We start from the raw sequence: 23,328 nt of genomic DNA on the forward strand, positions 1-23,328 counted from the left end.
GGAAGTGTGCCTCGGCCTGACGGCGGTGCAGGTCCGCGAGCTTGCCCGCGGTGGTGTGGATATCGGGGGCCGCGGTCGCGGCCGGCTCCTGGACGCTGGTCATGGGTACGAGCTTATCGACAGCCGTGCACGCCCGACCGCGCGAGGTCGGCTCGCGGTGCCCGATCAAACCGAAGCTACCTGCGGGTATTGTCCGCCCGCGGTGCCGCCGATCGGTGCGGCGCGGGGCGCCTACGCTCGACCCATGTACACGGACCTGAACCGGCCCCCGCTGAACGCGGCCGCGTTGCGCACCGCGCTCGTCGCGGGCGGCGCCGACCCCAACGCCTTCTATTCGAGCCTCGAGGTGGTTCCGGAGACGGGATCCACCAATGCGGACCTGCTGGCCCGCGCGGTCGACAGCGCGCTCGACCGTGCGGTGCTGATCGCCGAGTATCAGGATCACGGGCGCGGCAGGCATGCGCGCAGCTTCGTCGCCCCGCCGCGGTCGTCGGTGTCGGTGTCGGTGCTGCTGCGGATGCCCGGGCTGCCGCTCGAATCGATGGGCTGGTTCCCGCTGATGACCGGGGTCGCGGTGCTGGACGCGTTGCGGTCCGTCGCGGAGGTGGACGCGGAACTGAAGTGGCCGAACGACGTGCTGATCGGCGGGAAGAAGGTGGCGGGGATCCTCGCCGAGGTCGCGTCGACGGCGCCGGTCCCGTCGGTGGTGATCGGGGTCGGGCTCAACGTGACCCTGACGGAGGCGGAGTTGCCGGTGCCGACGGCCACCTCGCTCGCCGTCGCTGGCGCGGCGACCACGGACCGGGACACCATCGCCCGCGCGTTGCTGCGGTCGCTGGCCGCGCAGTTCACCGCATGGCGGGAGGACGGGTGGCGGGTCGACGGACTTGCCGCGGACTACCGGCGCCGGTGTGTCACGGTCGGGCAGCGGGTGCGGGTGGAACTGCCGGGGGATGCCGAGCTGATCGGCACCGCGGTGGACGTGGACCTGCAGGGCCGGGTCGTGGTGCGTCCCGACGGCGGCGGCGAGGCGGTTGCGGTGTCGGCGGGCGACGTGACGCACCTGCGGCCGTACCCGGGCCCCGCCTGACCGGACGACGCGACGGGCGCCGACGGTGACGTCGACGCCCCTCGCGGGTCCGGTGGACCGGGCTGGTCAGTACCGGTCGGTGTCCCAGGTGGTGACCGCCCAGATGACCACCACGTCGAGGGCGATGATCAGGATCGACCACAGCGGGTAGTACGGCAGCCACAGGAAGTTGGCGATGATCGACAGTGCGGCAAGGAAGATCGCGGTGATCCTCGCCCAGGTCGCACCGGTCATCAGGAAGAAGCCCGTCAGCGCGATCAGGATGCCGACGACGATGTGGATCCAACCCCAGGTCGTGACGTCGAAGCTGTAGGTGTACTCGGGTCCGAAGACGAGGACGTTGTCCTTGGCGACGGCGGAAATGCCCTGGAAGATCTGCAGAATGCCGACGGTCAGCAGCAGGATCGCCGCCGCGATGGAGGTGCCCGCGGCGAAGCCTTGCTTGACGCTGCCGTCGCTGTGATTTGCCACCGAGTGGTCGGTCATGACCATTCCTCTCCGAAAGTCCCAGCGGCTGCGAGCGCCGATGAGAGATGGGCCGTGAGTGTCCACTGCAGTCTCGGCGCTGCCGCCGCGCGAAACCTCATCCGTCGAGGGTGAGGTTTGCCGGGCGGCGACGGGGAACCCTCGCAGTGGATCCGACTGCGGTGAAAGGGGACGTGATGACGGGCTATCCGGGGACAGGTGGCGGGCCGAGCGCGGGGGAGCGGACGCTGTCGGCCGCCAAGTTCTGGCCGGGGGCGGCGGCGACCGCGCTGGTGACCGCGTTGTCCGGGCTGGTGGTCACCCTGATCGTGCGGGCGTTCGGGCTCGACCCGCTTGCGCCGCCGTGGCTTCCGGAGTTGACCCTGTCGGTACGGTTCGCCGTGCTCGGGTTCATCGCCGCCCTGCTCGCGGCGGTGCTGCTGTACCTGCTGGAGTTGAGCACCCCCGGCGGCGAGTCGTTCTTCGGCTGGATCGTCGGGCTGCTCGTCGTTGCGTCGGTGATCCTGCCGTTCGTGTACGACGCCACCGCGGGCGATCGGGTCGCGACCGCGCTCGTGCACCTGTCGCTGGGTGTGCCGATCCTCGGGCTGCTTCCCGGCGTTGCCCGTCGGGCCCTGGTGTGGAGGTGAGACACGGGCGGGAGGCCCCGGTGCGGCAGGCGCCGCCGCAGTCCTCGCCGTGGCCGCGCGGCCTGATCGTGCTGCTGGGCGCGGCGGGTGCGGTCGTCGCGATCGCCGGAATCCGGGCGTTCTCCGGCATCATCGGCCCCGTCTTCCTCGCGCTGATGCTTGTCGTTGCGGTGCAGCCGCTCGGGGACTGGCTGCAACGCAAGGGCGCCCCGACCTGGGTGGCGGTGCTGGCGACCCTGGCGTCGGTCTACGCCGTGCTGCTCGGCCTGATCGGCGCGCTTGCGGTCTCCGTCGCCCAGCTCGCCACCCTGCTTCCGGAGTACGCGGACAAGGCCAACCAGCTCGTCGCCGACGTGCAGGACTGGCTGATGCGGTGGGACATCGGGTCCGCGGAGCTGGACACGGTGTTCTCCAACTTCGACTTCGGCAAGCTCGTCGGGCTGCTCGACGACATTCTCGCCGGCCTGCTCGGGGTGTTCTCGAACATCTTCTTCATCCTCGCGGTGCTCATCTTCATGGCGATGGATGCGTCCTCGTTCGGTGACCGGATGCGGGCCGTCGCGTTCTCCCGCCCCGACATCGCGTACGCGTTCTCGTCGTTCGCGTCCGGCACCCGCAGCTATCTCGTCGTGTCGACGGTGTTCGGTCTGATCGTCGCGGTGATCGATGCGGGCGCCCTGTGGGCGATGGGGATTCCGCTGCCGATCCTGTGGGGTCTGCTGTCGTTCATCACCAACTACATCCCGAACATCGGCTTCGTGATCGGCCTGATCCCGCCCGCGCTGATCGCCCTGCTTCAGGGCGGCCCGACGCTGATGCTGTGGGTGATCGTCGTCTACAGCGTCATCAACGTCATCATCCAGTCGGTGATCCAGCCGAAGTTCGTTGGCGACGCGGTCGGGTTGTCGGTGACGCTGACGTTCCTGGCGTTGGTGTTCTGGGGTTGGGTGCTCGGCCCGCTCGGTGCGCTGCTGGCGATCCCGATGACGCTGCTGGTCAAGGCGCTGCTGCTGGACATCGACCCGTCGACGAGGTGGGCGAACGCGTTGATCTCCGGATCGCCGCCGTCCGCCGAGGAACTGGTGACCGCCGAGCGGGAGGCGCTGGAGCGAACCAGGGAACTGCAGGCCGCCGCGGCGGAGGATGTCGCGGAGGCGGTCGACGCGGGGGACGGCCCGGGCGCGGCCGCGAGCACCGGCGCCGACCGGCCGGTGTAGGTGGCACACTTTCCGGTCATGGGCTACCCGGACGATGCGCTCGCCGCCGACGAGGAACTGCTGCTGCACCGGCATCCGCACTGGAAGATGCTGGTGCTCCCGGCGGTCACGCTGGTCGTCGCGACGGCCGTCGCCGGCTTCGTCGGCGGGATGGCGCAGGACCGGCTCGACGGCACCGCCCGCACCGTGGTGCTGCTGCTCGTCCTGGTGGCGTGGCTGGCCGTGCTCGGTTGGCGGTGCGCCGCGCCGCTGATCCGGTGGAAGTCCACCCATTTCATCGTCACCGACCGGCGGGTGCTGATCCGGCAGGGCGTGTTCACGCACAGCGGCATCGACATCCCGATGGGCCGGATCAGCAACGTGCAGTTCCGGCACGGGCTGATCGACCGGATGATGCGCACCGGGACGCTGGTGATCGCGTCGGCCGCCGACGATCCGCTCGAATTCGACGACATCCCCGACGTGCAACGCGTCCATTCCCTGCTGTACCACCAGGTGTTCGACGCGATGCAGCTGCACCGCGACGGTGGCGCCGTCGACTTCGGCGGGAACCCGGGCCCGGGCGGCCGGGACGACAGGCGACCACGCCGCGGCTGGCGGCACTGATCGCCGCGGCGCGGCGGGGGATTCACCGCGTGCCGCGGCGCACCCACCCGCGGGTCGCTCCGTACTGTGGTGACGTGACTGCCGTACTTCTCGCCGAGGACGATGAGGCCATCGCCGCGCCGCTGTCGCGGGCACTGAGCCGCGAGGGCTACGAGGTGACCGTCGAGGAGGCGGGCCCGTCGACCCTCGAGCTGGCGCTGAGCGGTTCGTTCGACCTGCTGATCCTCGACCTCGGTCTGCCGGGGATGGACGGGCTGGAGGTGTGCAGGCAACTGCGCGCCAGCGGATCCGAACTCGCGGTCCTGATGCTCACCGCCCGCACCGACGAGGTGGACTTCGTGGTCGGCCTCGACGCGGGCGCGGACGACTACGTCGGCAAACCGTTCCGGCTCGCCGAGCTGATGGCCCGGGTCCGCGCGCTGCTGCGGCGCCGCGGCGGGCCCGAGGACTCGACCGTCGAGGTCGGCGACATCCGGCTCGAGCCCGCCGCGCGCCGGGTCCTGGTCGGCGGCAGCGAGATCTCCCTCGCCAACAAGGAATACGAACTGCTCAAGGTGCTGATGGACCGCGCGGGCGAGGTGGTCTCCCGGGACGTGATCCTGCAGGAGGTGTGGGGCGACGCCGACCTGCGCGGCTCGAAGACACTGGACATGCACATGTCGTGGCTGCGTCGGAAGATCGGCGACGAGGGCCCGGTCGGGGAGCGGCGCATCGCGACCGTGCGCGGCGTCGGGTTCCGCCTGAACACCTGACCGCGCGACCACCTGACCGGGAGGGCCGACCGTGCGCCGTCGCATCCAGCTGTCGATCATCGCGGTCGTCCTGGTCACCGGGCTGCTGCTCGGCCTGCCGCTGACCTACACGGCGTGGCTGTGGGTGGAGGACTTCACCCGGAGCGACCTGCAGGCCCGCCTCGACCGGATGTCCGCCGAGATCATCGCCCAGGAGGGGCAGACCGGGCTCGTCGAGGGCACCCTCGACGTCGGGTCGCTGCGGGTCGCGGTCCCCGACGGGGGCAGGCTGACGGTGATCTATCCGACCGCGGAGAACCCGAACGCCCGGATCGACATCGGCGCGGACCGGGTGGATGCGCCGCTCGTCGAGGCGATCTCGATGGGCCGGTCCGGGGCGCTGCGGCTGGAGACCCCGTCCGCGTCCATGCGGATCCTGCAGCAGCAGGCGATCGGTGCGGTCGTCCTCGTGGTGCTGGCCTCGCTCGCGGCGGGCACCGCGGTCGCCACGGTCACCGCCCGCAGGCTGGCCGACCCGCTGCAGGACGTCGCGGACCGCGCGGCCCGACTCGCCAAGGGCGACTTCCGGACCGATGCCCGCCGCTACGGGATCCCGGAACTGGACCGGGTGTCCGACGTCCTCGATTCGGTGACCGTCGAGATCGCGGGCAGGCTGCAGCGCGAACGCGCCCTCGTCGGTGACGTGTCCCATCAGCTGCGGAGCCGGTTGACGGCGGTGCGGCTGCGTCTCGACGAACTGTCGGTGCATCCGGATCCGGATGTCGTCGACGAGGCGAACGCGGCGATGGCGCAGGTGGACCGGCTGACCGCAGCGATCGACGACCTGGTTCGCTCCTCGCGCAGCGACGGCGCGGACCGCAGGTCGCTGGTGGTGATGCCCGAACTCGCCACCGTCGTCGCCGAATGGCAAACCCAGTACGAGCAGCTCGGGCGGTCGCTGGTGCTGCGCGGTGACCGGGAGGTGCGGACCGCGGCGACGCCGTCCCGGCTGCGGGAATCGGTCGCGGTCCTCGTCGACAACGCCTTGATGCACGGGAAGGGCACCTGCACGGTGGTGGTGCGGCTGGTGCCGGGTGTCGGCCCGCGGCGGGAGGCGATGGTCTGCGTCGAGGTGGGTGACGAGGGCGGCGTCAGCGACAAGTTGGCGCCGCACATCTTCGCCCGCGGGTTCTCGGCGGGCGGATCCACCGGTGTCGGGTTGGCGTTGGCGCGGGCGTTGGTGGAGGCCGACGGCGGCCGCCTCGACCTGCAGCGGCGTCGTCCGGCGCTGTTCGCGCTGTTCCTGCCGACCGAGCGGCACCCGGACATCGGGCGGGAGGCGGAGTCGGGGGCCGTGACCGAGCCGCGCTGATCGGGCTCGGTTGGGGCGGTCAGGAACCGCTGTGTTCGGGGTGGGCGAGTTCGTCCGGGGTCGGGTCGAAGCCGTCGTCCCCGCGGACGTTCTCCTCCGGGAAGGCGAACCGGCGCAGCGCCCAGAACCGGAACACCATCTGCATCAGATTGCCGATGATGTAGTTGAGCACGAAGTCGATGATCACGACCGTCGTCACGCTGGACTGGTCGGCACGGATGGCGAAGATGTTGTTCGCGATCCACATCGGGGCCGCGGCGATGCCGACCCCGATCAGGCTGATCGCGAAGAAGAGGAGTGCCTCGTGGTGGCGTTCGCGTCCGCCGCGGTTCTTGAACGCCCACTCGCGGTTAAGCACGTAGCTGAGGATGGTGGCCATCACGCCGGAGATGATCTTGGCGACGGTCGGCTTCTGTTCGAGCACCGTGAAGGCCAGCGAGTAGAAGATGGCGAGGTCGAAGACCATTGTGGTGCCGCCGACGATCGCGAACTTGATCAGCTCCCGATGACGCAGCACCACGTCCCGTAATCGTGTGGGTACGCGGCTCAGCGCCTGATCGACAATTGACACAGCAGACTATTCTACGAACTCCGTCGCGCGAGTCCCGACCGGACACTCCGAACGGTGTCCGCCCGCGGCTCCGCGGTGACCTGCGACACCCCGCGTCCGACGGCGGCACCTGCGGCGCGGTCGGGGTGCCGGTCGTGACACCATGGACACTCGTGAGCGTCGATTCCGGATCCCAGCCCCGCCCAACGACCCCCCGCGGCCCGAACGCCGCGATGCCGGTGGTCGCGATGATCGGCGGTGGCCAGCTGGCCAGGATGACGCACCAGGCGGCGATCGAACTCGGGCAGTGCCTTCGGGTGCTCTCCGGCGGACCGGACGAGCCCGCCGCGCAGGTCAGCGCCAACGTGGTACTCGGCAGCCACACCGACCTTGAGGCCCTGCGCGCGGCGGCCGTCGGGACCTCCGCGCTGACGTTCGACCACGAGCACGTCCCCACCGAGCACCTCGACACCCTCGTCGCCGAGGGGGTCAACGTGCAGCCGCCGCCGCAGGCGCTGATCTACGCGCAGGACAAGCTGGCGATGCGCCGCAAGTTGGCCGAGCTCGGCGCGCCGGTGCCCGCCTTCGCGGAGGTCACCTGGGCGGGTGACGTCGAGACGTTCGCGGCCGAGCACGGCTGGGACATCGTGCTCAAGGCGGTCCGCGGCGGCTACGACGGCCGCGGCGTGTGGATGCCCGCGGACGCCGAGGAGGCGGAGGCGATCGTCGCCGAGCAGCTCGACAAGGGCGTGACGCTGATGGTCGAGCAGAAGGTCCCGATGCGTCGCGAACTGTCCGCGATGGTGGCCCGCTCGCCGTTCGGGCAGGGTGCGACCTGGCCGGTCGTCGAGACCGTGCAGCGGCAGGGGCAGTGCGCGGTGGTGATCGCGCCCGCACCGGACCTGCCTGCGGACCTGGCCGCGCAGGCCGAGCAGATGGCGTTGCGGATCTCGTCGGCGCTCGGCGCGACGGGCGCGATGGCGGTCGAACTGTTCGAAACGGTCGACGGCAGGCTGATCGTCAACGAGTTGGCGATGCGCCCGCACAACTCCGGGCACTGGACGCAGGACGGCGCCCGCACCTCGCAGTTCGAACAGCACCTGCGGGCGGTGCTCGACTACCCGCTCGGCGATCCGGCGCCGATCGCGCCGGTCACCGTGATGGCGAACGTGCTCGGTGCGCCCGAGGCGCCGGAGATGAGCATGGACGAGCGGGTGCACCACCTGTTCGCGCGGATGCCCGACGCGAAGGTGCACCTGTACGGCAAGGGCGAGCGCAAGGACCGCAAGATCGGGCACGTCAACATCGTCGGCGGCGCGTCCGGTTCCCTCGACGACCCCGCATACGTTGCCGCGGTCCGGGAACGGGCGGAGCGGGCGGCGCACTGGCTCTCGCACGGGGTGTGGACTGATGGCTGGGACCCGCACGCAGGCAACTGACCGACCGACCCGACACTTTTCAGGAGAGAGATGACGCAGCAGCAGGGACCCCAGGTCGGCCTGATCATGGGCAGCGACTCGGACTGGCCGACGATGGAGGCCGCCGCGGAGGCGCTCGCCGAGTTCGGTATCCGTTTCGAGGTCGGGGTCGTGTCCGCGCACCGCACCCCGCAGCGCATGCTCGACTACGCGAACGCCGCGGCGGGGCGGGGCCTGAAGGTGATCATCGCGGGCGCAGGCGGCGCCGCGCACCTGCCCGGCATGGTCGCCGCCGCGACCCCGCTGCCGGTGATCGGGGTTCCGGTTCCGCTCAAGTACCTCGACGGGATGGACTCGCTGCTGTCGATCGTGCAGATGCCCGCCGGGGTTCCGGTCGCGACCGTCTCGATCGGCGGCGCCCGCAACGCGGGGCTGCTCGCGGCCCGGATCATCGGCGCCGCCGACCCGGCCGTTCGGGCGGCGATGGAGAAGTTCCAGGCCGGGCTGGAGACGATGGTGCTGGAGAAGGACGCGGCGCTGCGCGCGACGCTGCTCGGCTGACCGAATCGTCGGACACGCCGGGGTGGCCGGGGCTAGATTCGCAGGGCAACCGATTGCGTAACGCCCTGTAACGGAACATGCCCTGTTGCCGTATGAGCCCCGGAGTGCCGCCATGCCAACACCGCTCGACGAGTACCCGATCCACCAGACTCCGCTGCCGATGGACCGTGTGGTCAGCAGCGACAAGAACTTCTACGATCGCTCGTACTTCAACGCCGTCGACACGGCCGGTGACCTGTTTCTGGTCACCGGGTTCGGGGTCTACCCGAACCTCGGCGTCACCGACGCCTTCGCCACCGTCCGCACCGGCGACCGGCAGGTGTCGGTGCGGTTCTCCGACGCGCTCGAGCACCGATCGCTCGACCTGGCGGTCGGCGGCTACCGGATCGAGGTGCTCGAGCCGCTGCGGCGGCTGCGGGTGGTCTGCGACGGCGACGACGCGGGCGGCCTCGGCTTCGACCTCACCTGGGAGGGCACCTGCCCCGCTGTCCAGGAGCAGTCGCACCTGCTGATGAACGGGCTTCGGCCGCAACTGGAGTCGAGCCGGTTCGCGCAGACCGGGGCCTGGTCGGGGGTGCTGTCCGTCGACGGCCGCGACGTCGCCGTCGACCCGGACCGCTGGATGGGCACCCGTGACCGGTCCTGGGGGATCCGTCCGGTCGGGGACCCGGACCCGGCTGGCCGGTTGCTCGAGCGGCCGTCCGAGGGGTTCTGGTGGTTGTACGTTCCGCTGCGGTTCGACGGGTTCTCGGTGATCGTCATCGTGCAGGAGAACCCCGACGGGTTCCGCACCCTCAACGACGCCACCCGCATCTGGGACGACGGTCGGATCGAGCAACTCGGCTGGCCGCGGGTCGAGTTCGACTACAAGTCCGGCACCCGGCAGGCGCTCGCCGCAACCCTGCACCTCACCGCGTCCGACGGCAGCCCGGTGACGATCGAGGTCACCCCGCGCACCGGGATCGCGTTGCACGTTGGCGCAGGCTACGGCGGCGACCCGGAGTGGACGCACGGGCAGTGGCGCGGCCGGAACTGGTCGGCGCGGTCGGTGTACGACCTCACCGACCCGGCGATCGCGGGCCGAATCCCGTTTGGCGTCAGTGATTTCTCCGCCTCCGCGACCTGTAACGGCCTGCCCGGTGCCGGCCTGTTCGAACACGCGAGCATGGGCAGGCACGACCCGACCGGCTTCGCGGACTGGACCGCCGTCGCGCCGTAGCGGATCGCGCGAGCCGGCTCGGAGGCCGGCTCGCATCGGCTCGGTCACCGTGTGGCTACCTCGCCGGTGCCCGGGCAACCCGTATCGTCGTTACCCGTGCGAAGTAGCTCCCGGTCCGTCGTCGATGACCGCACGCTGTCGTGGCCCGTGCTCGCCGGGGCGGCGGTCGTCGCGGTCGGCGTGGTGATCTGGCACCTGGTCGCGGTGCCGATCGGCAACCCGTTCTACGGGCTGTTCGTCAACTACGCGGATCTGGCGATCTACCGGGCGGGCGGGGACGCGATCGTGCACCGAACCGGGCTGTACGACGGCCCGATCCTGTTCGGGATGCAGTTCACCTATACCCCCTTCGCCGCCCTGGTCTTCGCGCCGTTCGCCCTGATCGGGCAGTCGCTGACCAACGTGATCTGGTGGGTGGCGACGTTTGTCGCCCTCGTCGCGATCGTGGCGCTCAGCCTGAAGAGCCTGCGCTACCGGCTCACCCCGCGGGTCTGGGTGTTCAGCGCCCTGCTCGCGGTGGTCACGACCGCCTTCGAACCGGTCCGCACCACCATCTGGCTCGGCCAGATCAACGTCTTTCTGGTGTTGCTCGTGGTGTGGGACCTGACCAGGGCCGACGGGTCGCGACTCAAGGGCCTCGGTGTGGGGATCGCCGCGGGCATCAAGCTGACCCCGGCGTTCTTCCTCGCCTACCTCGCGCTGACCCGGCAGTGGCGCACCGGTGTGACCGCGCTGTCGGTCTTCGCGGCGACGGTGGCGCTCGGCTTCGCGATCGTGCCCGCCGACGCGTGGTCGTACTGGACGCATCGGATCACCCAGGCCCAGCGGGTCGGCCCAGTCGACGCCCCCAGCAATCAGTCGGTCAACGGCTTCTTCTCGCAGCTGCTCCGCTTCTACGACATCACCCGCTACCGCGATCCGGATACCGGTGTCTTCGCGGCACCGACCTGGATGTGGCTGCTCGGCGCCGCCGTTGCCGCCGCCGTCGGCCTGTCCGCTGCGGTGCTCGCGCACCGCCGCGGACAGGAACTGCTCGCCGTCACCCTGACCGGCATGACATCGGCGGCGGTGTCCCCGTTCTCGTGGGGGCATCACTGGGTGTGGTTCGTTCCGCTGCTGGTCCTCGCCCTGCATTACGCGTTGACCGCCACCGCCCGGCTGCGCTGGCTGGTCCCGACGGCGCTGCTGATTCCGGCGTTCGCCTGGTGGTGGAACTATCCCGACGGTCCGCCGCTGCACGGGGCCGATCACCCGATCGGGATCGGCCTGTTCATGCTGCCCCGCGACGACGCCGGGTGGTCGGCGCAGATCCTGGTGCCGATCTACGCCGGCTGCTACCCGCTGGTCCTGGCGATCACCGCGGCGGGCACCGTGTGGTGTCTGCGCGGCGGCGACGCCGATCGCCGCGACCTGCCCGCCATGCCGGAGCCCGCGGTCGTTCGTGCCGTCCCGCCCCCGACGCAGGTGGTCCGCTGACGTCCCGGCGTCAACGCGCCGACGCACCGCGGGGTTCGATCGGTCCGCACCGCCCTTACGCTTGGCGCATGCCCGACGATTCAGACCGCTTCCGACTCCAGGTGGTGTCGGAGGCGCTGCGCCTGTTCTCCGAGCAGGGGTACGAGGCCACCAGCGTCGACGAGATCGCCGACGCCGCAGGCATTTCGCGCCGGACCTTCTTTCGGCAGTTCCGTTCCAAGGAGGATGTGGTCTTCGCCGACCACGAGATCCTGCTCGAGCAGGCCTCGCAGTTCCTCGGCGCCGACCACCCGGACCCGTGGGGTGCGGTGTGCGACGCCGCGACGATCGTGTTCGAGCGGTTCGCGGACTGGGAGGACGTGGCGACCCGGCGGTACGCCGTCGTGCACCGGGTGCCCGCATTGCGGGACCGGGAGATCGTCACCGGCTACCGCTACGAACGACTCTTCGTCGAGTACCTGCGACGCGCGCTGCCCGACTCGGCGGACCTGGCCCGGGTGCAGTTCGCCGCGTCGGTGATCGCGACCCACAACTATCTGCTGCGGCGGATGGTCCGGGATGGCGTCGAGACCACCTCGCAGGAACTGCGGACCGCGCTCGCCGAGATCCGGCACGGCATCGACCGGGCGGGCGTCGACGGCGGGCGGGACGAGGACGTGGTGGTCGCGGTGTTCCCGCGGGGTCTTGCGCCGCGCCGGGTGGCGGACCTGGTCCAGCGCCGGTTGGAGGCCCGCGACCACGGGCGGTGACACTCAGTGCCGCATTGGTGGCACGTGGTACCCGAGTGGGCGGTCGTCCCTGCGCTATGATGGTCGGCGAATGGCACTGAGTGCCGTGACTCGACTTCCTCTAGGAGCGACTGATGGCTGGAAACCCGGACTTCGACCTGTTCAAGCTTGCTGACGAGCACGACGAGCTGCGGGCCGCGATCCGCGCGCTGTCGGAGAAGGAGATCGCTCCGTACGCGAAGGACGTCGACGAGAAGTCCCGGTTCCCCGAGGAGGCGCTCAAGGCGCTGGTGAACTCCGGCTTCAACGCCGTGCACGTTCCCGAGGAGTTCGGCGGCCAGGGCGCGGACTCCGTGGCGACCTGCATCGTCATCGAGGAGGTGGCCCGCGTCTGCGGCTCGTCCTCGCTGATCCCCGCGGTCAACAAGCTCGGCACGATGGGCATGATCCTCAACGGTTCCGAGGAGATCAAGGCGCAGGTGCTGCCGACGCTGGCCTCCGGTGAGGCGATGGCGTCCTACGCGCTGTCCGAGCGCGAGGCAGGCTCCGACGCCGCCGCCATGCGGACCCGAGCCAAGGCGGACGGCGACGACTGGATCATCAACGGCTCGAAGTGCTGGATCACCAACGGCGGCAAGTCGACCTGGTACACGGTGATGGCCGTGACGGACCCCGACAAGGGTGCCAACGGCATCTCGTCGTTCGTCGTGCACAAGGATGACCCCGGCTTCTCGGTCACCGGCCTCGAGCACAAGCTCGGCATCAAGGGCAGCCCGACCGCGGAGCTCGCGTTCGAGAACTGCCGGATCCCCGGCGACCGGATCATCGGCGAGCCCGGCACCGGCTTCAAGACCGCGCTGCAGACCCTCGACCACACCCGGCCGACCATCGGCGCCCAGGCCGTCGGCCTCGCGCAGGGTGCGCTCGACGCGGCCATCGCCTACACCAAGGACCGCAAGCAGTTCGGCACCTCGATCGCGTCGTTCCAGAACACCCAGTTCATGCTCGCCGACATGGCGATGAAGATCGAGGCCGCCCGGCTGATGGTCTACACCTCGGCCGCCAAGGCGGAGCGCGGCGAGAAGAACCTCGGCTTCATCTCCGCGGCCGCCAAGTGCTTTGCCTCCGACGTCGCGATGGAGGTCACCACCAACGCGGTGCAGCTGTTCGGCGGCGCGGGCTACACCACCGACTTCCCGGTCGAGCGGATGATGCGCGACGCCAAGATCACCCAGATCTACGAGGGCACCAACCAGATTCAGCGCGTCGTGATGTCGCGCGCACTGCTCAAGTGAGCTGACGGGCGGCACCGGCCCGCGTTCCCCAATGTCACATCGGCTGTCGTGAAGTGATCCGATGTGACATTGGGGAACAGGTGTTTTCGGGGGAGGTGGCTACGCTGGTGCGCATGCCCCGATTTCCGCTGAGCGAGCGGTGGTACCGCTGGAGCGCCGAGCACGTCGCAGGCATCGACCGCGCCATCGCGGCCCCTCTCGTGCTCCTCGGTGTTGCGGCGTCGGTTGGCGTCGGGTGGGTTGACGTGGTGATCGCGCTGGGACTGACCGTGCCGCTTGCCTGGCGTCGCATCCGGCCGGTCGCTGCCGCGGCGGTGGTTGCGCTGTCCTCGGTGGCGTATCTGATCGTCACGACTGACCAGACCAATCTGCTGATGCCCGGGATCTGCGTGCCGATCGCGCTGTACGCACTCGCGGCATACGGGCCGAGGTGGGCGAGCGGATGGGGTCTGGCGGCGGCCATCGTCGGGGTGACCGTGGCGGGTGTCCGGTATTTCGGCGGCGAGCAGTCCACCTGGCAGGCGCACGCGTTCCTCATCGCGTTCCTGATCGTCTATATCGTCGCGGTGTGGGCGTTCGGCGATCTCCGCAGGGTGCGTAACCAGGAGTTTGAGGGACTCGCCGAACGGGCCCGGCTGCTCGAGCTCGAGCGAGCGCAGGAGGCGGAGCTGGCCGCGCTGGGGGAGCGCACCCGGATCGCCCGCGAAATGCATGACATCGTCGCGCATTCGCTCACCGTGGTGATCGCGCAGGCCGACGGCGGACGCTACGGTGCCAAGGCGGACCCGCAGGCGGCGATCGCCGCGCTGGAGACCATTGCGGAGACGGGACGGCAGGCGCTCGCCGACATGCGTGCCCTGCTCTCGGTGCTGCGGGAGGACACGCCCCGGGAGACGCGTTCCACCCCACAGGTTTCCGACATCGAGCAGCTCGTCGAGGACCTACGGGCCGGTGGCCTGCTGGTGGACCTGCATGCCGAGGGCGAGGCACGGGACCTGTCGCCCGGTGCCGGGCTGACCGCCTACCGGATCGTGCAGGAATCGCTGACCAACGTGCTCAAGCATGCCGGGCCTGCGGCGCGGGTCGTGGTGACCGAGCGGTGGACGGAGCGCGGCCTGCTGCTCTCGATCGTCGACGACGGACGCGGCGCCGCTGGCGCGCTGGTGCCTGCCACCGGGGGCGGGCAGGGCGTGCTGGGAATGCGGGAACGGGCCGAACTGCACGGCGGAACGCTGCACGCCGGCCCGGTCGTCGGTGGCGGCTATCGGGTCCGGGCCGAACTGCCCTACGAGCGAAGGATGTGAGCGTGACGATGACGGACGACGGACGCCCGATTCGGGTGGCCCTGGTCGACGACCAGCAACTCGTTCGGGCCGGGTTCCGGATGGTGATCGACTCCCAGGACGACATGACCGTGCTGGTGGAGGCGTCCGACGGCGCGCAGGCGCTGCGGGAACTGGCCAGGGTGCCGGTCGATGTGGTGCTGATGGACGTGCAGATGCCGAACCTGGACGGCATCGAGGCCACCCGGACGCTCACCGCGCTCGACTCGGCCCCGCGGGTGGTGGTGCTGACCACGTTCGACAACGACGAGTACGTGGTCGGGGCGATCTCGGCGGGGGCCAGCGGATTCCTCCTCAAGGATGCGCAGCCGGAGGAGTTGCTGTCGGCCGTGCGGACGGTGCACCGCGGGGACGCCGTGATCGCGGCCAGGTCCACCCGGCGCCTTCTCCGGCACGTCGGCCCGATGCTGGAGGGGGCGGTGGCCCGGCCCGCGCTGCCGGATCTGACGCCCCGCGAGGTCGAGGTGCTCGAGGCGATGGCGCATGGGCTGTCCAACACCGAGATCGCAGGCAAGCTCATCGTCTCCGAGGCGACCGTGAAAACTCATGTTGGACGGGTCCTTTCGAAGACCGGGTCGCGTGACCGGGTGCAGGCGGTGGTATTCGCCTATCGGTGCGGCCTGGTGCGACCGGAGGATCTGCTCGGCGGGGAGCATCCCGGGGGATGACCGACCGTCATCCCTCAGGATGACCCGACAGCCCGCGCAGATCGCTCGCCGCTCCGATGTGCGACCCCGGCGTGATCCCTACCGTCGAAGCCATGACGAGACCGAACATTTCGGCGGCCCGTGCGGTCGCGTTGAGCAAGCGGTACGGGGACGGTGACGCGGCGGTCCGCGCGCTCGACGCCGTGGACGTCGACTTCCGCCGCGGCGCCTTCACGGCGATCATGGGGCCGTCGGGTTCCGGCAAGTCGACGCTGATGCACTGCCTGGCCGGCCTGGACACGCCGTCCGGGGGTCGCGTGTACCTCGGCGACACCGACCTGACCGGGCTCGACGACCGTGGCCTGACCGAGCTGCGCCGCGACCGGATCGGGTTCGTGTTCCAGGCGTTCAACCTGCTGCCGGTGCTCACCGCGGAGGAGAACATGCTGCTACCGCTGCGGCTCGCGGGCGTCGAGGCGGACCGGATGTGGATGCATCAGATGGTGGCCCGGCTCGGCCTCGCGGACCGGTTGGGCCACAAGCCGCATGAGCTGTCCGGCGGGCAGCAGCAGCGGGTCGCGGTGGCCCGGGCGCTGCTGCCGCGTCCCGACGTGGTGTTCGCCGACGAACCCACCGGGAACCTGGACTCCCACGCGGGCGCGGAGGTGCTGGACCTGCTGCGGGCCAGCGTGCGGGAGGTCGGCCAGACGGTGGTGATGGTGACCCACGACCCGGTCGCCGCGTCCTACGCCGACCGCGTCGTGCTGCTCGCCGACGGCCGCGTCGCCGGGGAAATCATCAGTCCGACACCGGATTCGGTGCTTGAGACGATGCGCGATCTGGTGGCGCGCGCGTGCTGAGGCTGACGCTCGCGCAGGCACGGGCACACGCGGGCCGCTACCTGGCGTCCGGCGCCGCGATCCTGATTGCGGTGGCCTTCGTGGTCGCGACCCTGGTGTTGGGCGCAACCACCTCGGCGAGCGTGACGAATTCGCTTGCCGGTCAGTACTGGTCGTCGGCGGTGGTGGTCGACGGCCTCGCCGACGACACGCAGGCGCGGACGGTTGCGGCGACCGTTGCCGGCCTTCCCGGGGTTACGGCGGTGAGTGTCGACGCCGCGGCGCCGGTGAAGGTGGCGGCCGCGGGCCGGGGCAGGCTGTTCGGCACCCTCGCCACGCTGGCCGAGCAGGCGGAGCTCCGATGGCAACGACTGGCGGAGGGCAGGTTCCCGGCCGCGCCCGGCGAGATCGCGGTTGGATCCGACGCCGGACTCGTCGTCGGGGACACGGTCGCGGTCACCGTGCGGGGCGCCCGCGACGACGAGTCGACGGAGGCGAGCACCGGCACCGCGACGGTCGTCGGTTCGATCGACCTGTCCGGCAGCGCCCAGCGACTCGGCGGCGTCTCCGTCTACACCACCGGGCCGCAGCTGCGGGCGTGGGCGGGCGCCGCCGCCGATCACGAGCTGCGGGTCGCCGGGGACGGTGATCCGGAGCTGCTGCGGCAGGCCGTCACCGCGGCGCTCGGTCCGGACCTGGGGGTGCGGACCGGCGCCGAGCAAGCCGAGCGCGTCTCGGCGAGCTACCTCGGCGACACCGACACCATCCGCAACGTGCTGCTCGCGTTCGCCGCGGTCGCGGTGGTGGTGGCCGGGCTGGTCATCGCGAACACGTTCGCGGTGCTGCTCGCCGCGCGGACCAGGGAACTGGCGCTGCTGCGGTGCGTCGGGGCCACCGCACGCCAGATCCGCCGGGGCGCCCGGATCGAGGCCCTCCTCGTCGGCGCCGCCGCATCGATCGCCGGGGTCCTCGTCGGAATCGGGTTGGCGTCGGCGGTGACCCTGGCGGCGGAGGCGGTCGACGCCCCGGTGCCGCTGGACACCCTCGCGGTCACCCCGACCGCGGTCCTCGCCGGCCTCGCGGTCGGAATGGTCGTCACCTACCTGGCCGCGGTTGCGCCGGCGCGGGCCGCGACCCGGGTGTCGCCGCTGGCCGCGCTTGCGCCCGCCGAGGCCGTCGTCGAACCCGCCGCCGCCTCGCGGGCCCGCCGCGTCGCCGGACTGACCGGGCTCGTCGGCGGGGTCTGCGTGCTTTGGTTCGGGGCGTCCGCCGAGCAGGTGCTGCTCGCCTGCGCGGGCGGGATCGTGACCGCGCTCGGCGTCGTGCTCCTCGGCCGCAGCATCGTGCCGCCGCTGGTGGCGGCGGTGGGTCGGGTGCCCGCACGGCTGATCGGGCCGCTGGGGGAGGTGGCCGTCGGTAACGCGCTGCGCAATCCGCGCCGCACGACGGCGACCGCGACGGCGCTGCTGGTCGGCGTGACGGTCACCGCGACGATGGTCGTCGGCATCGCGACGGTCGGGGCGGCGGCGCCGCGAGAGTTGAACGAGCAGTTCCCCGTCGATGTGACGATCGACGCCGATGGCGGCCTGCCGCCGGGCCTCGACGCGGGGGTGCGCGGCATCGACACGGTGACGGCCACCGCGCCGCTGCTCGGGACCGAGGTGGTCGCCGGGGAGGGCACCCGGCTCACCGTCCTCGGTGTCGACCGGGTCGACGGCGCGGCGACGCTGCGGATCCCGCTGGTGTTGCCCGCGGACGGGGAGATCTCGCTGTCGCCCGAGCAGGCGGACGCGGTGGGTGTCGTGCCCGGCGGCAGGCTGGACGTGGAGCACGCCGGTACCCGCCGCTCCCTGACCGTGGTCGCGGGCCGGGAGGGACAGCCCGCGTTGGTCGGCCCGGCCGACGCACTCGCCCTCGCCGCGGTTCCGCAGTCCCTGTGGATCCGGCTGCTCGACGGTCTCTCCGACGGCGAGCTGGCCGCGGCACAGAACGAGATTGCCGACGTGGCAGAGGAATTCGCACCAATGGCCGAGGTGAGCGGCGCGGTGTCGATGCGCGCGGCGATCGACTCGATCCTCGATGTCCTGCTATTGGTGGTGGTCGGGCTGCTGTCGGTGGCGGTGCTGATCGCGCTGATCGGGGTCGGCAACACGATGGCGCTGTCGGTGATTGAGCGTCGCCGCGAGTCGGGCCTGCTGCGGGCGCTCGGCGTCACCCGGTCCGGCCTGCGGTCCGTGCTGATCTGCGAGGCGGTGCTGGTCGCGGTCGTCGCGTCGGTGCTCGGGGTGTTGCTTGGGTCGATCCTCGGTGCGGCGGGGACTGCGTCGGTATTCGGTTGGGACGGACTGACATTCGGAGCGATCCCCTGGCTGCAGCTGATGCTGATCGTGCTGGTCGGCGGAATCGCCGGGGTGCTCGCCGCGGTCCTGCCCGCCCGGACCGCCGCTCGCGCCGTCCCGGTGGCGGCGCTGGCCGGGTGAGGTGACCGCGAGGCGGGCGGGGACCGGGACGTCGTCAGCGCAGCACGAGCAGCGTGACGACGGAGTCCTCGCCCGCCTCGAGCCGGTGCACGATCCCGGCGTCGACGTGCACGGCGGTGCCGGCAACCAGGGTGACGGTGCGGTCCGCGGTGGCGAAGGTGACGGACCCGGTCTGGCCCTGCACGAGGATCGGGAATCGTGCCTGATGGTCCTCCATGGTCTGTCCGGCGCGAAAGCTCAGCCGCACCACGGTGACTCCCGCCTGCGCGCCGAGCCGCTCGATGCGCGGTGAGGACCCGTCCTGCGGATTGCTCTGCCGCAGCCCGGTGATCTCGGTGAGGTTTCCGGTGTTCGGTTGGGTGCTCATGTTGCCCTCCTGTGGCGATCGCTGCACACGACGCGGCCCGTCACGGACGCCGCGCGGTGACCTTCTCCGACTCGACGCGTCGATCCATCCGACCGGCGTCCGGGCTGCTCACCTGAACCAGCGACGCGCCAGCGGCCAGCACCGCAAGCAGCCCGTCGACGAGTTCGCCCGCGGTGGTCCAGTCCGACGTCGACAGGACCCGATCCTCGCCGGTGAACCCCTGTGCTGCCGCGGACCCGGTGGCGGCGTCGAGCACCTCGCTGATCGTCCGTCCGTCCAGCGCCGGGGCGTCGGCGGATGCGGGGTCGGGGCGGAACTGGTCGCCGTGCACCCGCACCGACGTCGCATAGTCGGTGACCCCGACCGGGAGGTTGTCGGCGGGACGGCCGAACGCGTCGAGGGAGAGGACCGCGACCTCGGCGGCATCGGACGCCTCGTCCAGCCGGTCCGCCGTGATCAGTGCCAACTCCGCATCCGGGTCCGGCTCAAGCACCACCTCCGTGCCCGCCCACCAGCAGCCGAGCAGCACCGCAGCGGTCTGCCAGTGCGCGGGTAGCAGGACGCAGACGCGGGACCCCGGGACCAGGCCGAACTCGTCGCGAATCAGGTTGGCGGTCTTGGCCGCCCAGTTCGCGAGGGTCAGCGCGGACAGCTCGATCCGGGCGCCCGACAGGTCGTCGTACCAGGTGACGCGGGGTCCCGCCGGGTCGCGCTGCAGGATCGGGTCGAGCAGTGCCGCGGTGAGAGTGGGTGCTGCTGCCATGGTGTCGCGGTACTCCCTCGGTTCGCCTGCGCGGGTCGCGCAGGCTCCTGCTGTTGACGTGGTCGGTCGGCCCGCCCCGGTCAGTTCACGCACTGCGGTCCGGAGCGTCCCGCATCGATCGGCGGCCCGGGCGGGACCGGTGTCGGGCTGGTCCCCAGGTCGAGGATGTCGGATGTCGGCTCGGCCGAATCCCTCGTGGATTCGGACCCAGGTCCGTCGTAGTCCGCGGCGAGGACCACCCGAACCGTGTTCCGCGCCAAGGAGGAATCCTGCACCACCGGCAGTCCGCCCAGTGCGGCGGCCGCCGACGTGGCTGCGTCGGAGTCCGGGTCGGCGGCCAGCAGCTCGCTCGCCGACACCGACTCGCCGGTGTTGTTCCCCACGACACCGACCCGATACCCCTTCGCGGACACCGCGTCCGAGACCCGGCCCGCGAGACCCCCGATGGCGCTGTCGTTGACCACGTCGACGGTGACGGTGGCGGGATCCACGGTCGGCACCGGATCGGACTCTCCGGCGGATGCCTCGGTGTCGGCCTCGCCCGCGAGCTCGGCGACGTAGCGGCGGACGGCCTTCGGCTCCACCTGCACGATCGACTCGCCGTAGTCTGTCATCGCGTTGATGTCCACCACCGGGATCGTCTCGAACCTCACCTGACCACCGGCCAGGCTCTGCAGTTCCTTCGCGAAACCGATGACGTCCCAGTCCTCGTCGAGCACAACGGACCGCTGGACGGCGGACGTCAACTGCGACAGTTTGCCGGGGTTGCTCAGGGTTTTCGCGCTGATCACCTCGTGCACCAGGGAGGCCATGAACACCTGCTGTCGCACGATCCGGTCCAGGTCGCCGCGCTGCAGGCCGTGCCGTTGGCGCACGAACGACAACGCCTGCGCGCCGGACAGGGTCTGCTCGCCTGCCGGGAAGTTCGCGCCGGACAGGGGTTCGTCGACCGCCTGGTTCAGGCACACGTCGACGCCGCCGACCGCGTCGGTGAGCAGGACGAACCCGAGCAGCCCGATCTCGGCGTAGTGATCGACGGTGACCCCGGTCAGGTCGGCGACGGCGGTGATCAGCGCCTCCCGGCCTACCTGGGTGGACTCCTTCTCCGCGGTTGCGTCGTCGGTGCCCTCGTCGATGAGCTGTTGCTTCTCGGTGGCCTTCGTCGCACCGAATGCCGCGTTGATCTTCGACATCCCGACGCCGGGAACCTTGACGTACGAATCACGCGGAATGGAGATCGCGGTCGCGGACTCGCCGTTGTTGGGGATCCGCACGAGCACGATCGTGTCGGTGTTGTCGGCCTCGGCGTCACCGGCGCGCAGCGCCTCAAGTTCCTGGGTGCTGAGCGGGTTGCCGTGCGCGTCGGTCCGGCTGTCCGTGCCGACCAGCAGCAGGTCCAGCGCGCCGTCCTTGGTGCCGCCGAGACCGAGTCGGGCGGTCGCGAGGCTCGACTCCAGCGCGTCGACGCTGCGCCACGCAAAGCCCGTCACGACCAGGACCAGGGCAGCGACGATGGCGACCCCGACCTGCACCGGCCGGGCCCGGGCCGGGCCGGGGTCGGGCCGCCGCTGGTCGCCGCGCCCACCCCCGACGCTCCTCGCTCGCGGTCCGCTCGCGGCCGACCGGCGTGCCCGCCGCTCGCCCGCCGCCCTGTTGTCCGGCAACACTGCCCCTCACCGTTCTCCGTCAATCCGTCGTCCAGGCTAACGGCGAACACCCGGAGACCCGGTGACCCGAAACCGGCGTGCCAGACTTTGTGCTGTGACGAAGATCCTTGTGACCGGTGCAGGCGGGCAACTGGGCAGGCAGGTGCTGCGCCGGTGGTCCGCGGGCGCCGGGGACGGTCTCGACGTCGTCGGGGTGACCTCGCGCGAGCTGGACATCACCGATGCGGACGCGGTGCGGGACGCGGTCCGACCCGGAACCGTCGTCCTGAACTGCGCGGCCTACACCGCCGTCGACGCCGCGGAGGCCGACGAGGCGGCGGCCGCGGACGCCAACGTGACCGGCCCGCGGATCCTCGCCGAGGCCACCGCCCGCGTCGGCGCCCGACTGATCCACCTGTCGACCGACTACGTGTTCCCCGGGGACGCGTCGGAGCCGTACCAGGTGGACGACCCGACCGGCCCGCGCACCGTGTACGGGCGCACCAAACTCGCGGGGGAGCGGGCGGTGCTGGCCGCGGACCCGACCGCGGCGGTGGTGCGGACCGCGTGGGTGTACACCGGGACCGGGACCGACTTCGTGGCCACGATGCTTCGGCTGCAGCGTGAGCGCGACACCGTCGACGTGGTCGACGACCAGGTCGGGTCGCCGACCTACGCCGCGGACCTGGCGGACGCGCTGCTTGAGCTCGCGGCCCGCCCCGATGTCACCGGGCGGGTGCTGCATGCGACGAACGCCGGGCGGGCGAGCTGGTTCGAGTTGGCGCGGGCCGTGTTCGCCGCCGTCGGGGCCGATCCGGCGCGGGTCCGCCCGTGCACCAGCGCCGCGTTTCCGCGGCCTGCCGCGCGGCCCGGGTACTCGGTCCTTGCCCCCGCCGCGTGGGTCGGGGCGGGTCTGACCCCGCTCCGGCCGTGGGGTGATGCCCTGGCGTCCGCCCTGACCGAACTCCCCGACTAGGGTGGCTGGCGTGAGTTCGCAGCTGGCCGTGGTGACGGTGACCTATTCGCCAGGCATTCATCTCCAGGAGTTCCTGGACACCCTCGAGGACGCGACCGAACTGTCGACGCAGGTCATCCTCGCCGACAACGGGTCGACCGACGGTGCGCCCGAGGCAGCCGCCGAGACGCGCGAGCACGTCCGACTCCTGCGGACCGGCGGAAACATCGGCTACGGCGGTGCGATCAACCGGGCCGTCGCCGAGCTCGATCCGGCGGCCGAGTTTGTGGTGATCGCCAACCCGGACATTCGGTGGGACGCGGGGTCGATCGACGAACTGCTCAAGGCCGCGGCCCGGTGGCCGCGGGCCGGCGCGTTGGGGCCGCTGGTGCGGGAACCGGACGGCAGCGTCTACCCGTCGGCCCGGCACGTGCCTGGCCTGGTGTCCGGGGCGGGGCACGCGGTGCTCGGCACGGTGTGGCCGTCGAATCCGTGGACCACCCGCTACCGGCAGGAGGACGAGGAGATCTCGGAGCGGTCGGTCGGCTGGCTGTCGGGGTCGTGCCTGTTGGTGCGGCGGGCCGCGTTCGACTCGATCAACGGTTTCGACTCCCGCTACTTCATGTACATGGAGGACGTGGATCTCGGTGACCGCCTCGGCCGGGCGGGATGGCACAACGTGTTCGTGCCGTCGGCGGCGGTGACCCACGCGAAGGGGCACGCGGCCGGACGTCATCCGGAGCTGATGCTGCCCGCACATCATGCGAGTGCGTACCGATTCCAGGCCGATCGCCACCCGCACTGGTGGCAGGCGCCGCTGCGGTGGGCGCTCAAGGGGGGCCTTGCGGTGCGATCGAGAGTGGCCGTCTCGGCGGCCGTACGGAGCAGGGCGAAGGACGAGGGGAACTGA

At 71.1% G+C, this 23,328-nt stretch carries 23 protein-coding genes; 18 read left to right on the plus strand and 5 right to left on the minus strand.

From position 1 onward, the window contains the following. Window positions 1–244: 244 nt before the first annotated feature. Window positions 245–1,090 (plus strand): biotin--[acetyl-CoA-carboxylase] ligase, encoded by an 846-nt coding sequence (locus ACFWPA_RS11910; RefSeq protein ID WP_378506898.1) that lies wholly within the window; start codon window positions 245–247, stop codon window positions 1,088–1,090. A 66-nt stretch (window positions 1,091–1,156) separates the two neighbouring features. Here the strand turns inward: ACFWPA_RS11910 and ACFWPA_RS11915 are convergent, their stop codons facing one another. After that, window positions 1,157–1,582 carry a hypothetical protein gene (locus tag ACFWPA_RS11915; RefSeq protein WP_378506899.1) on the minus strand — a complete coding sequence of 142 codons (426 nt, stop codon included), beginning with the start codon at window positions 1,580–1,582 and terminating at the stop codon, window positions 1,157–1,159. Window positions 1,583–1,752: 170 nt separating this feature from the next. On the opposite strand from ACFWPA_RS11915, the gene ACFWPA_RS11920 reads away from it, so the two are divergent. From ACFWPA_RS11920 to ACFWPA_RS11940, 5 genes are all read left to right on the plus strand, one after another. Then, window positions 1,753–2,205 (plus strand): DUF6069 family protein, encoded by a 453-nt coding sequence (locus ACFWPA_RS11920; protein WP_378506900.1) that lies wholly within the window; start codon window positions 1,753–1,755, stop codon window positions 2,203–2,205. A gap of 20 nt (window positions 2,206–2,225) precedes the next feature. Then, window positions 2,226–3,422: an AI-2E family transporter gene (locus ACFWPA_RS11925; RefSeq protein WP_378506901.1), complete on the plus strand. Its 1,197-nt coding sequence runs from the start codon at window positions 2,226–2,228 to the stop codon at window positions 3,420–3,422. 18 nt (window positions 3,423–3,440) lie between these two features. Next, complete coding sequence (locus ACFWPA_RS11930) at window positions 3,441–4,028, plus strand: PH domain-containing protein (protein ID WP_378506902.1); 588 nt, start codon at window positions 3,441–3,443, stop codon at window positions 4,026–4,028. A 74-nt stretch (window positions 4,029–4,102) separates the two neighbouring features. Continuing rightward, window positions 4,103–4,780, plus strand: coding sequence for a response regulator transcription factor (locus ACFWPA_RS11935; RefSeq protein ID WP_378506903.1), 678 nt, complete (start codon window positions 4,103–4,105; stop codon window positions 4,778–4,780). A 31-nt stretch (window positions 4,781–4,811) separates the two neighbouring features. Next, window positions 4,812–6,131 (plus strand): sensor histidine kinase, encoded by a 1,320-nt coding sequence (locus tag ACFWPA_RS11940; RefSeq protein WP_378570272.1) that lies wholly within the window; start codon window positions 4,812–4,814, stop codon window positions 6,129–6,131. A gap of 19 nt (window positions 6,132–6,150) precedes the next feature. Here the strand turns inward: ACFWPA_RS11940 and ACFWPA_RS11945 are convergent, their stop codons facing one another. Beyond that, window positions 6,151–6,702: a GtrA family protein gene (locus tag ACFWPA_RS11945; RefSeq protein WP_378506905.1), complete on the minus strand. Its 552-nt coding sequence runs from the start codon at window positions 6,700–6,702 to the stop codon at window positions 6,151–6,153. A gap of 212 nt (window positions 6,703–6,914) precedes the next feature. Between ACFWPA_RS11945 and ACFWPA_RS11950 the strand changes: the two genes are divergently transcribed. From ACFWPA_RS11950 to ACFWPA_RS11995, 10 genes are all read left to right on the plus strand, one after another. Further along, complete coding sequence (locus ACFWPA_RS11950; protein ID WP_378570332.1) at window positions 6,915–8,120, plus strand: 5-(carboxyamino)imidazole ribonucleotide synthase; 1,206 nt, start codon at window positions 6,915–6,917, stop codon at window positions 8,118–8,120. A gap of 30 nt (window positions 8,121–8,150) precedes the next feature. Continuing rightward, complete coding sequence (gene purE / locus ACFWPA_RS11955; protein ID WP_378506906.1) at window positions 8,151–8,660, plus strand: 5-(carboxyamino)imidazole ribonucleotide mutase; 510 nt, start codon at window positions 8,151–8,153, stop codon at window positions 8,658–8,660. A 112-nt stretch (window positions 8,661–8,772) separates the two neighbouring features. After that, window positions 8,773–9,879 carry a hypothetical protein gene (locus tag ACFWPA_RS11960; protein ID WP_378570274.1) on the plus strand — a complete coding sequence of 369 codons (1,107 nt, stop codon included), beginning with the start codon at window positions 8,773–8,775 and terminating at the stop codon, window positions 9,877–9,879. 96 nt (window positions 9,880–9,975) lie between these two features. Continuing rightward, a complete protein-coding gene (locus tag ACFWPA_RS11965; RefSeq protein WP_378570276.1) occupies window positions 9,976–11,355 on the plus strand; it encodes a glycosyltransferase 87 family protein in 1,380 nt (459 codons plus the stop codon). Between the two features lie 68 nt (window positions 11,356–11,423). Next, window positions 11,424–12,104 carry a TetR family transcriptional regulator gene (locus ACFWPA_RS11970; RefSeq protein ID WP_378506909.1) on the plus strand — a complete coding sequence of 227 codons (681 nt, stop codon included), beginning with the start codon at window positions 11,424–11,426 and terminating at the stop codon, window positions 12,102–12,104. Window positions 12,105–12,217: 113 nt separating this feature from the next. Beyond that, window positions 12,218–13,378, plus strand: coding sequence for an acyl-CoA dehydrogenase (locus tag ACFWPA_RS11975; RefSeq protein WP_378570278.1), 1,161 nt, complete (start codon window positions 12,218–12,220; stop codon window positions 13,376–13,378). A gap of 113 nt (window positions 13,379–13,491) precedes the next feature. Then, window positions 13,492–14,682 carry a sensor histidine kinase gene (locus ACFWPA_RS11980; RefSeq protein WP_378570280.1) on the plus strand — a complete coding sequence of 397 codons (1,191 nt, stop codon included), beginning with the start codon at window positions 13,492–13,494 and terminating at the stop codon, window positions 14,680–14,682. 8 nt (window positions 14,683–14,690) lie between these two features. Then, entirely contained in the window at window positions 14,691–15,389 is a 699-nt protein-coding gene (locus tag ACFWPA_RS11985; RefSeq protein WP_378570334.1) for a response regulator, read from the plus strand. 92 nt (window positions 15,390–15,481) lie between these two features. Further along, entirely contained in the window at window positions 15,482–16,228 is a 747-nt protein-coding gene (locus ACFWPA_RS11990; RefSeq protein ID WP_378506912.1) for an ABC transporter ATP-binding protein, read from the plus strand. Next, window positions 16,222–18,687: an FtsX-like permease family protein gene (locus ACFWPA_RS11995; protein ID WP_378570282.1), complete on the plus strand. Its 2,466-nt coding sequence runs from the start codon at window positions 16,222–16,224 to the stop codon at window positions 18,685–18,687. Before ACFWPA_RS11990 ends, ACFWPA_RS11995 begins: the two co-directional genes overlap by 7 nt. A 34-nt stretch (window positions 18,688–18,721) precedes the next feature. Here ACFWPA_RS11995 and ACFWPA_RS12000 read toward each other — a convergent pair whose 3' ends face one another. The 3 genes from ACFWPA_RS12000 to ACFWPA_RS12010 all read right to left on the minus strand — a co-directional run bounded on the left by ACFWPA_RS12000 (window position 18,722) and on the right by ACFWPA_RS12010 (window position 21,349). Next, window positions 18,722–19,054 carry a cupin gene (locus tag ACFWPA_RS12000; protein ID WP_378506914.1) on the minus strand — a complete coding sequence of 111 codons (333 nt, stop codon included), beginning with the start codon at window positions 19,052–19,054 and terminating at the stop codon, window positions 18,722–18,724. Between the two features lie 40 nt (window positions 19,055–19,094). Continuing rightward, on the minus strand, window positions 19,095–19,817 hold the full coding sequence (locus ACFWPA_RS12005) for a TIGR03089 family protein (protein ID WP_378506915.1): 723 nt from the start codon (window positions 19,815–19,817) through the stop codon (window positions 19,095–19,097). 80 nt (window positions 19,818–19,897) lie between these two features. After that, window positions 19,898–21,349: an LCP family protein gene (locus tag ACFWPA_RS12010; protein ID WP_378507044.1), complete on the minus strand. Its 1,452-nt coding sequence runs from the start codon at window positions 21,347–21,349 to the stop codon at window positions 19,898–19,900. Between the two features lie 229 nt (window positions 21,350–21,578). Between ACFWPA_RS12010 and rfbD the strand changes: the two genes are divergently transcribed. Together rfbD and ACFWPA_RS12020 are read left to right on the plus strand one after the other, a co-directional pair. Next, a complete protein-coding gene (rfbD, locus tag ACFWPA_RS12015; RefSeq protein WP_378506916.1) occupies window positions 21,579–22,439 on the plus strand; it encodes a dTDP-4-dehydrorhamnose reductase in 861 nt (286 codons plus the stop codon). Window positions 22,440–22,449: 10 nt separating this feature from the next. Beyond that, the gene (locus ACFWPA_RS12020) at window positions 22,450–23,328 is read left to right on the plus strand and encodes a glycosyltransferase family 2 protein (protein ID WP_378506917.1); all 879 of its coding nucleotides are present in this window, start codon (window positions 22,450–22,452) and stop codon (window positions 23,326–23,328) included.

It is taken from the genome of Rhodococcus sp. NPDC058505 (assembly GCF_042720095.1).
In the GTDB taxonomy this organism is placed as follows: Bacteria; Actinomycetota; Actinomycetes; order Mycobacteriales; family Mycobacteriaceae; genus Rhodococcus_G.

Coding starts and splice junctions, on each gene's coding strand:
- ACFWPA_RS11910 (WP_378506898.1), top strand. CDS start 245: ATGTACACGGACCTGAACCGGCCCCCGCTGAACGCGGCCGCGTTGCGC.
- ACFWPA_RS11915 (WP_378506899.1), bottom strand. CDS start 1,582: ATGGTCATGACCGACCACTCGGTGGCAAATCACAGCGACGGCAGCGTC.
- ACFWPA_RS11920 (WP_378506900.1), top strand. CDS start 1,753: ATGACGGGCTATCCGGGGACAGGTGGCGGGCCGAGCGCGGGGGAGCGG.
- ACFWPA_RS11930 (WP_378506902.1), top strand. CDS start 3,441: ATGGGCTACCCGGACGATGCGCTCGCCGCCGACGAGGAACTGCTGCTG.
- ACFWPA_RS11950 (WP_378570332.1), top strand. CDS start 6,915: ATGCCGGTGGTCGCGATGATCGGCGGTGGCCAGCTGGCCAGGATGACG.
- purE (WP_378506906.1), top strand. CDS start 8,151: ATGACGCAGCAGCAGGGACCCCAGGTCGGCCTGATCATGGGCAGCGAC.
- ACFWPA_RS11960 (WP_378570274.1), top strand. CDS start 8,773: ATGCCAACACCGCTCGACGAGTACCCGATCCACCAGACTCCGCTGCCG.
- ACFWPA_RS11970 (WP_378506909.1), top strand. CDS start 11,424: ATGCCCGACGATTCAGACCGCTTCCGACTCCAGGTGGTGTCGGAGGCG.
- ACFWPA_RS11975 (WP_378570278.1), top strand. CDS start 12,218: ATGGCTGGAAACCCGGACTTCGACCTGTTCAAGCTTGCTGACGAGCAC.
- ACFWPA_RS11980 (WP_378570280.1), top strand. CDS start 13,492: ATGCCCCGATTTCCGCTGAGCGAGCGGTGGTACCGCTGGAGCGCCGAG.
- ACFWPA_RS11985 (WP_378570334.1), top strand. CDS start 14,691: ATGACGGACGACGGACGCCCGATTCGGGTGGCCCTGGTCGACGACCAG.
- ACFWPA_RS11990 (WP_378506912.1), top strand. CDS start 15,482: ATGACGAGACCGAACATTTCGGCGGCCCGTGCGGTCGCGTTGAGCAAG.
- ACFWPA_RS12000 (WP_378506914.1), bottom strand. CDS start 19,054: ATGAGCACCCAACCGAACACCGGAAACCTCACCGAGATCACCGGGCTG.
- ACFWPA_RS12005 (WP_378506915.1), bottom strand. CDS start 19,817: ATGGCAGCAGCACCCACTCTCACCGCGGCACTGCTCGACCCGATCCTG.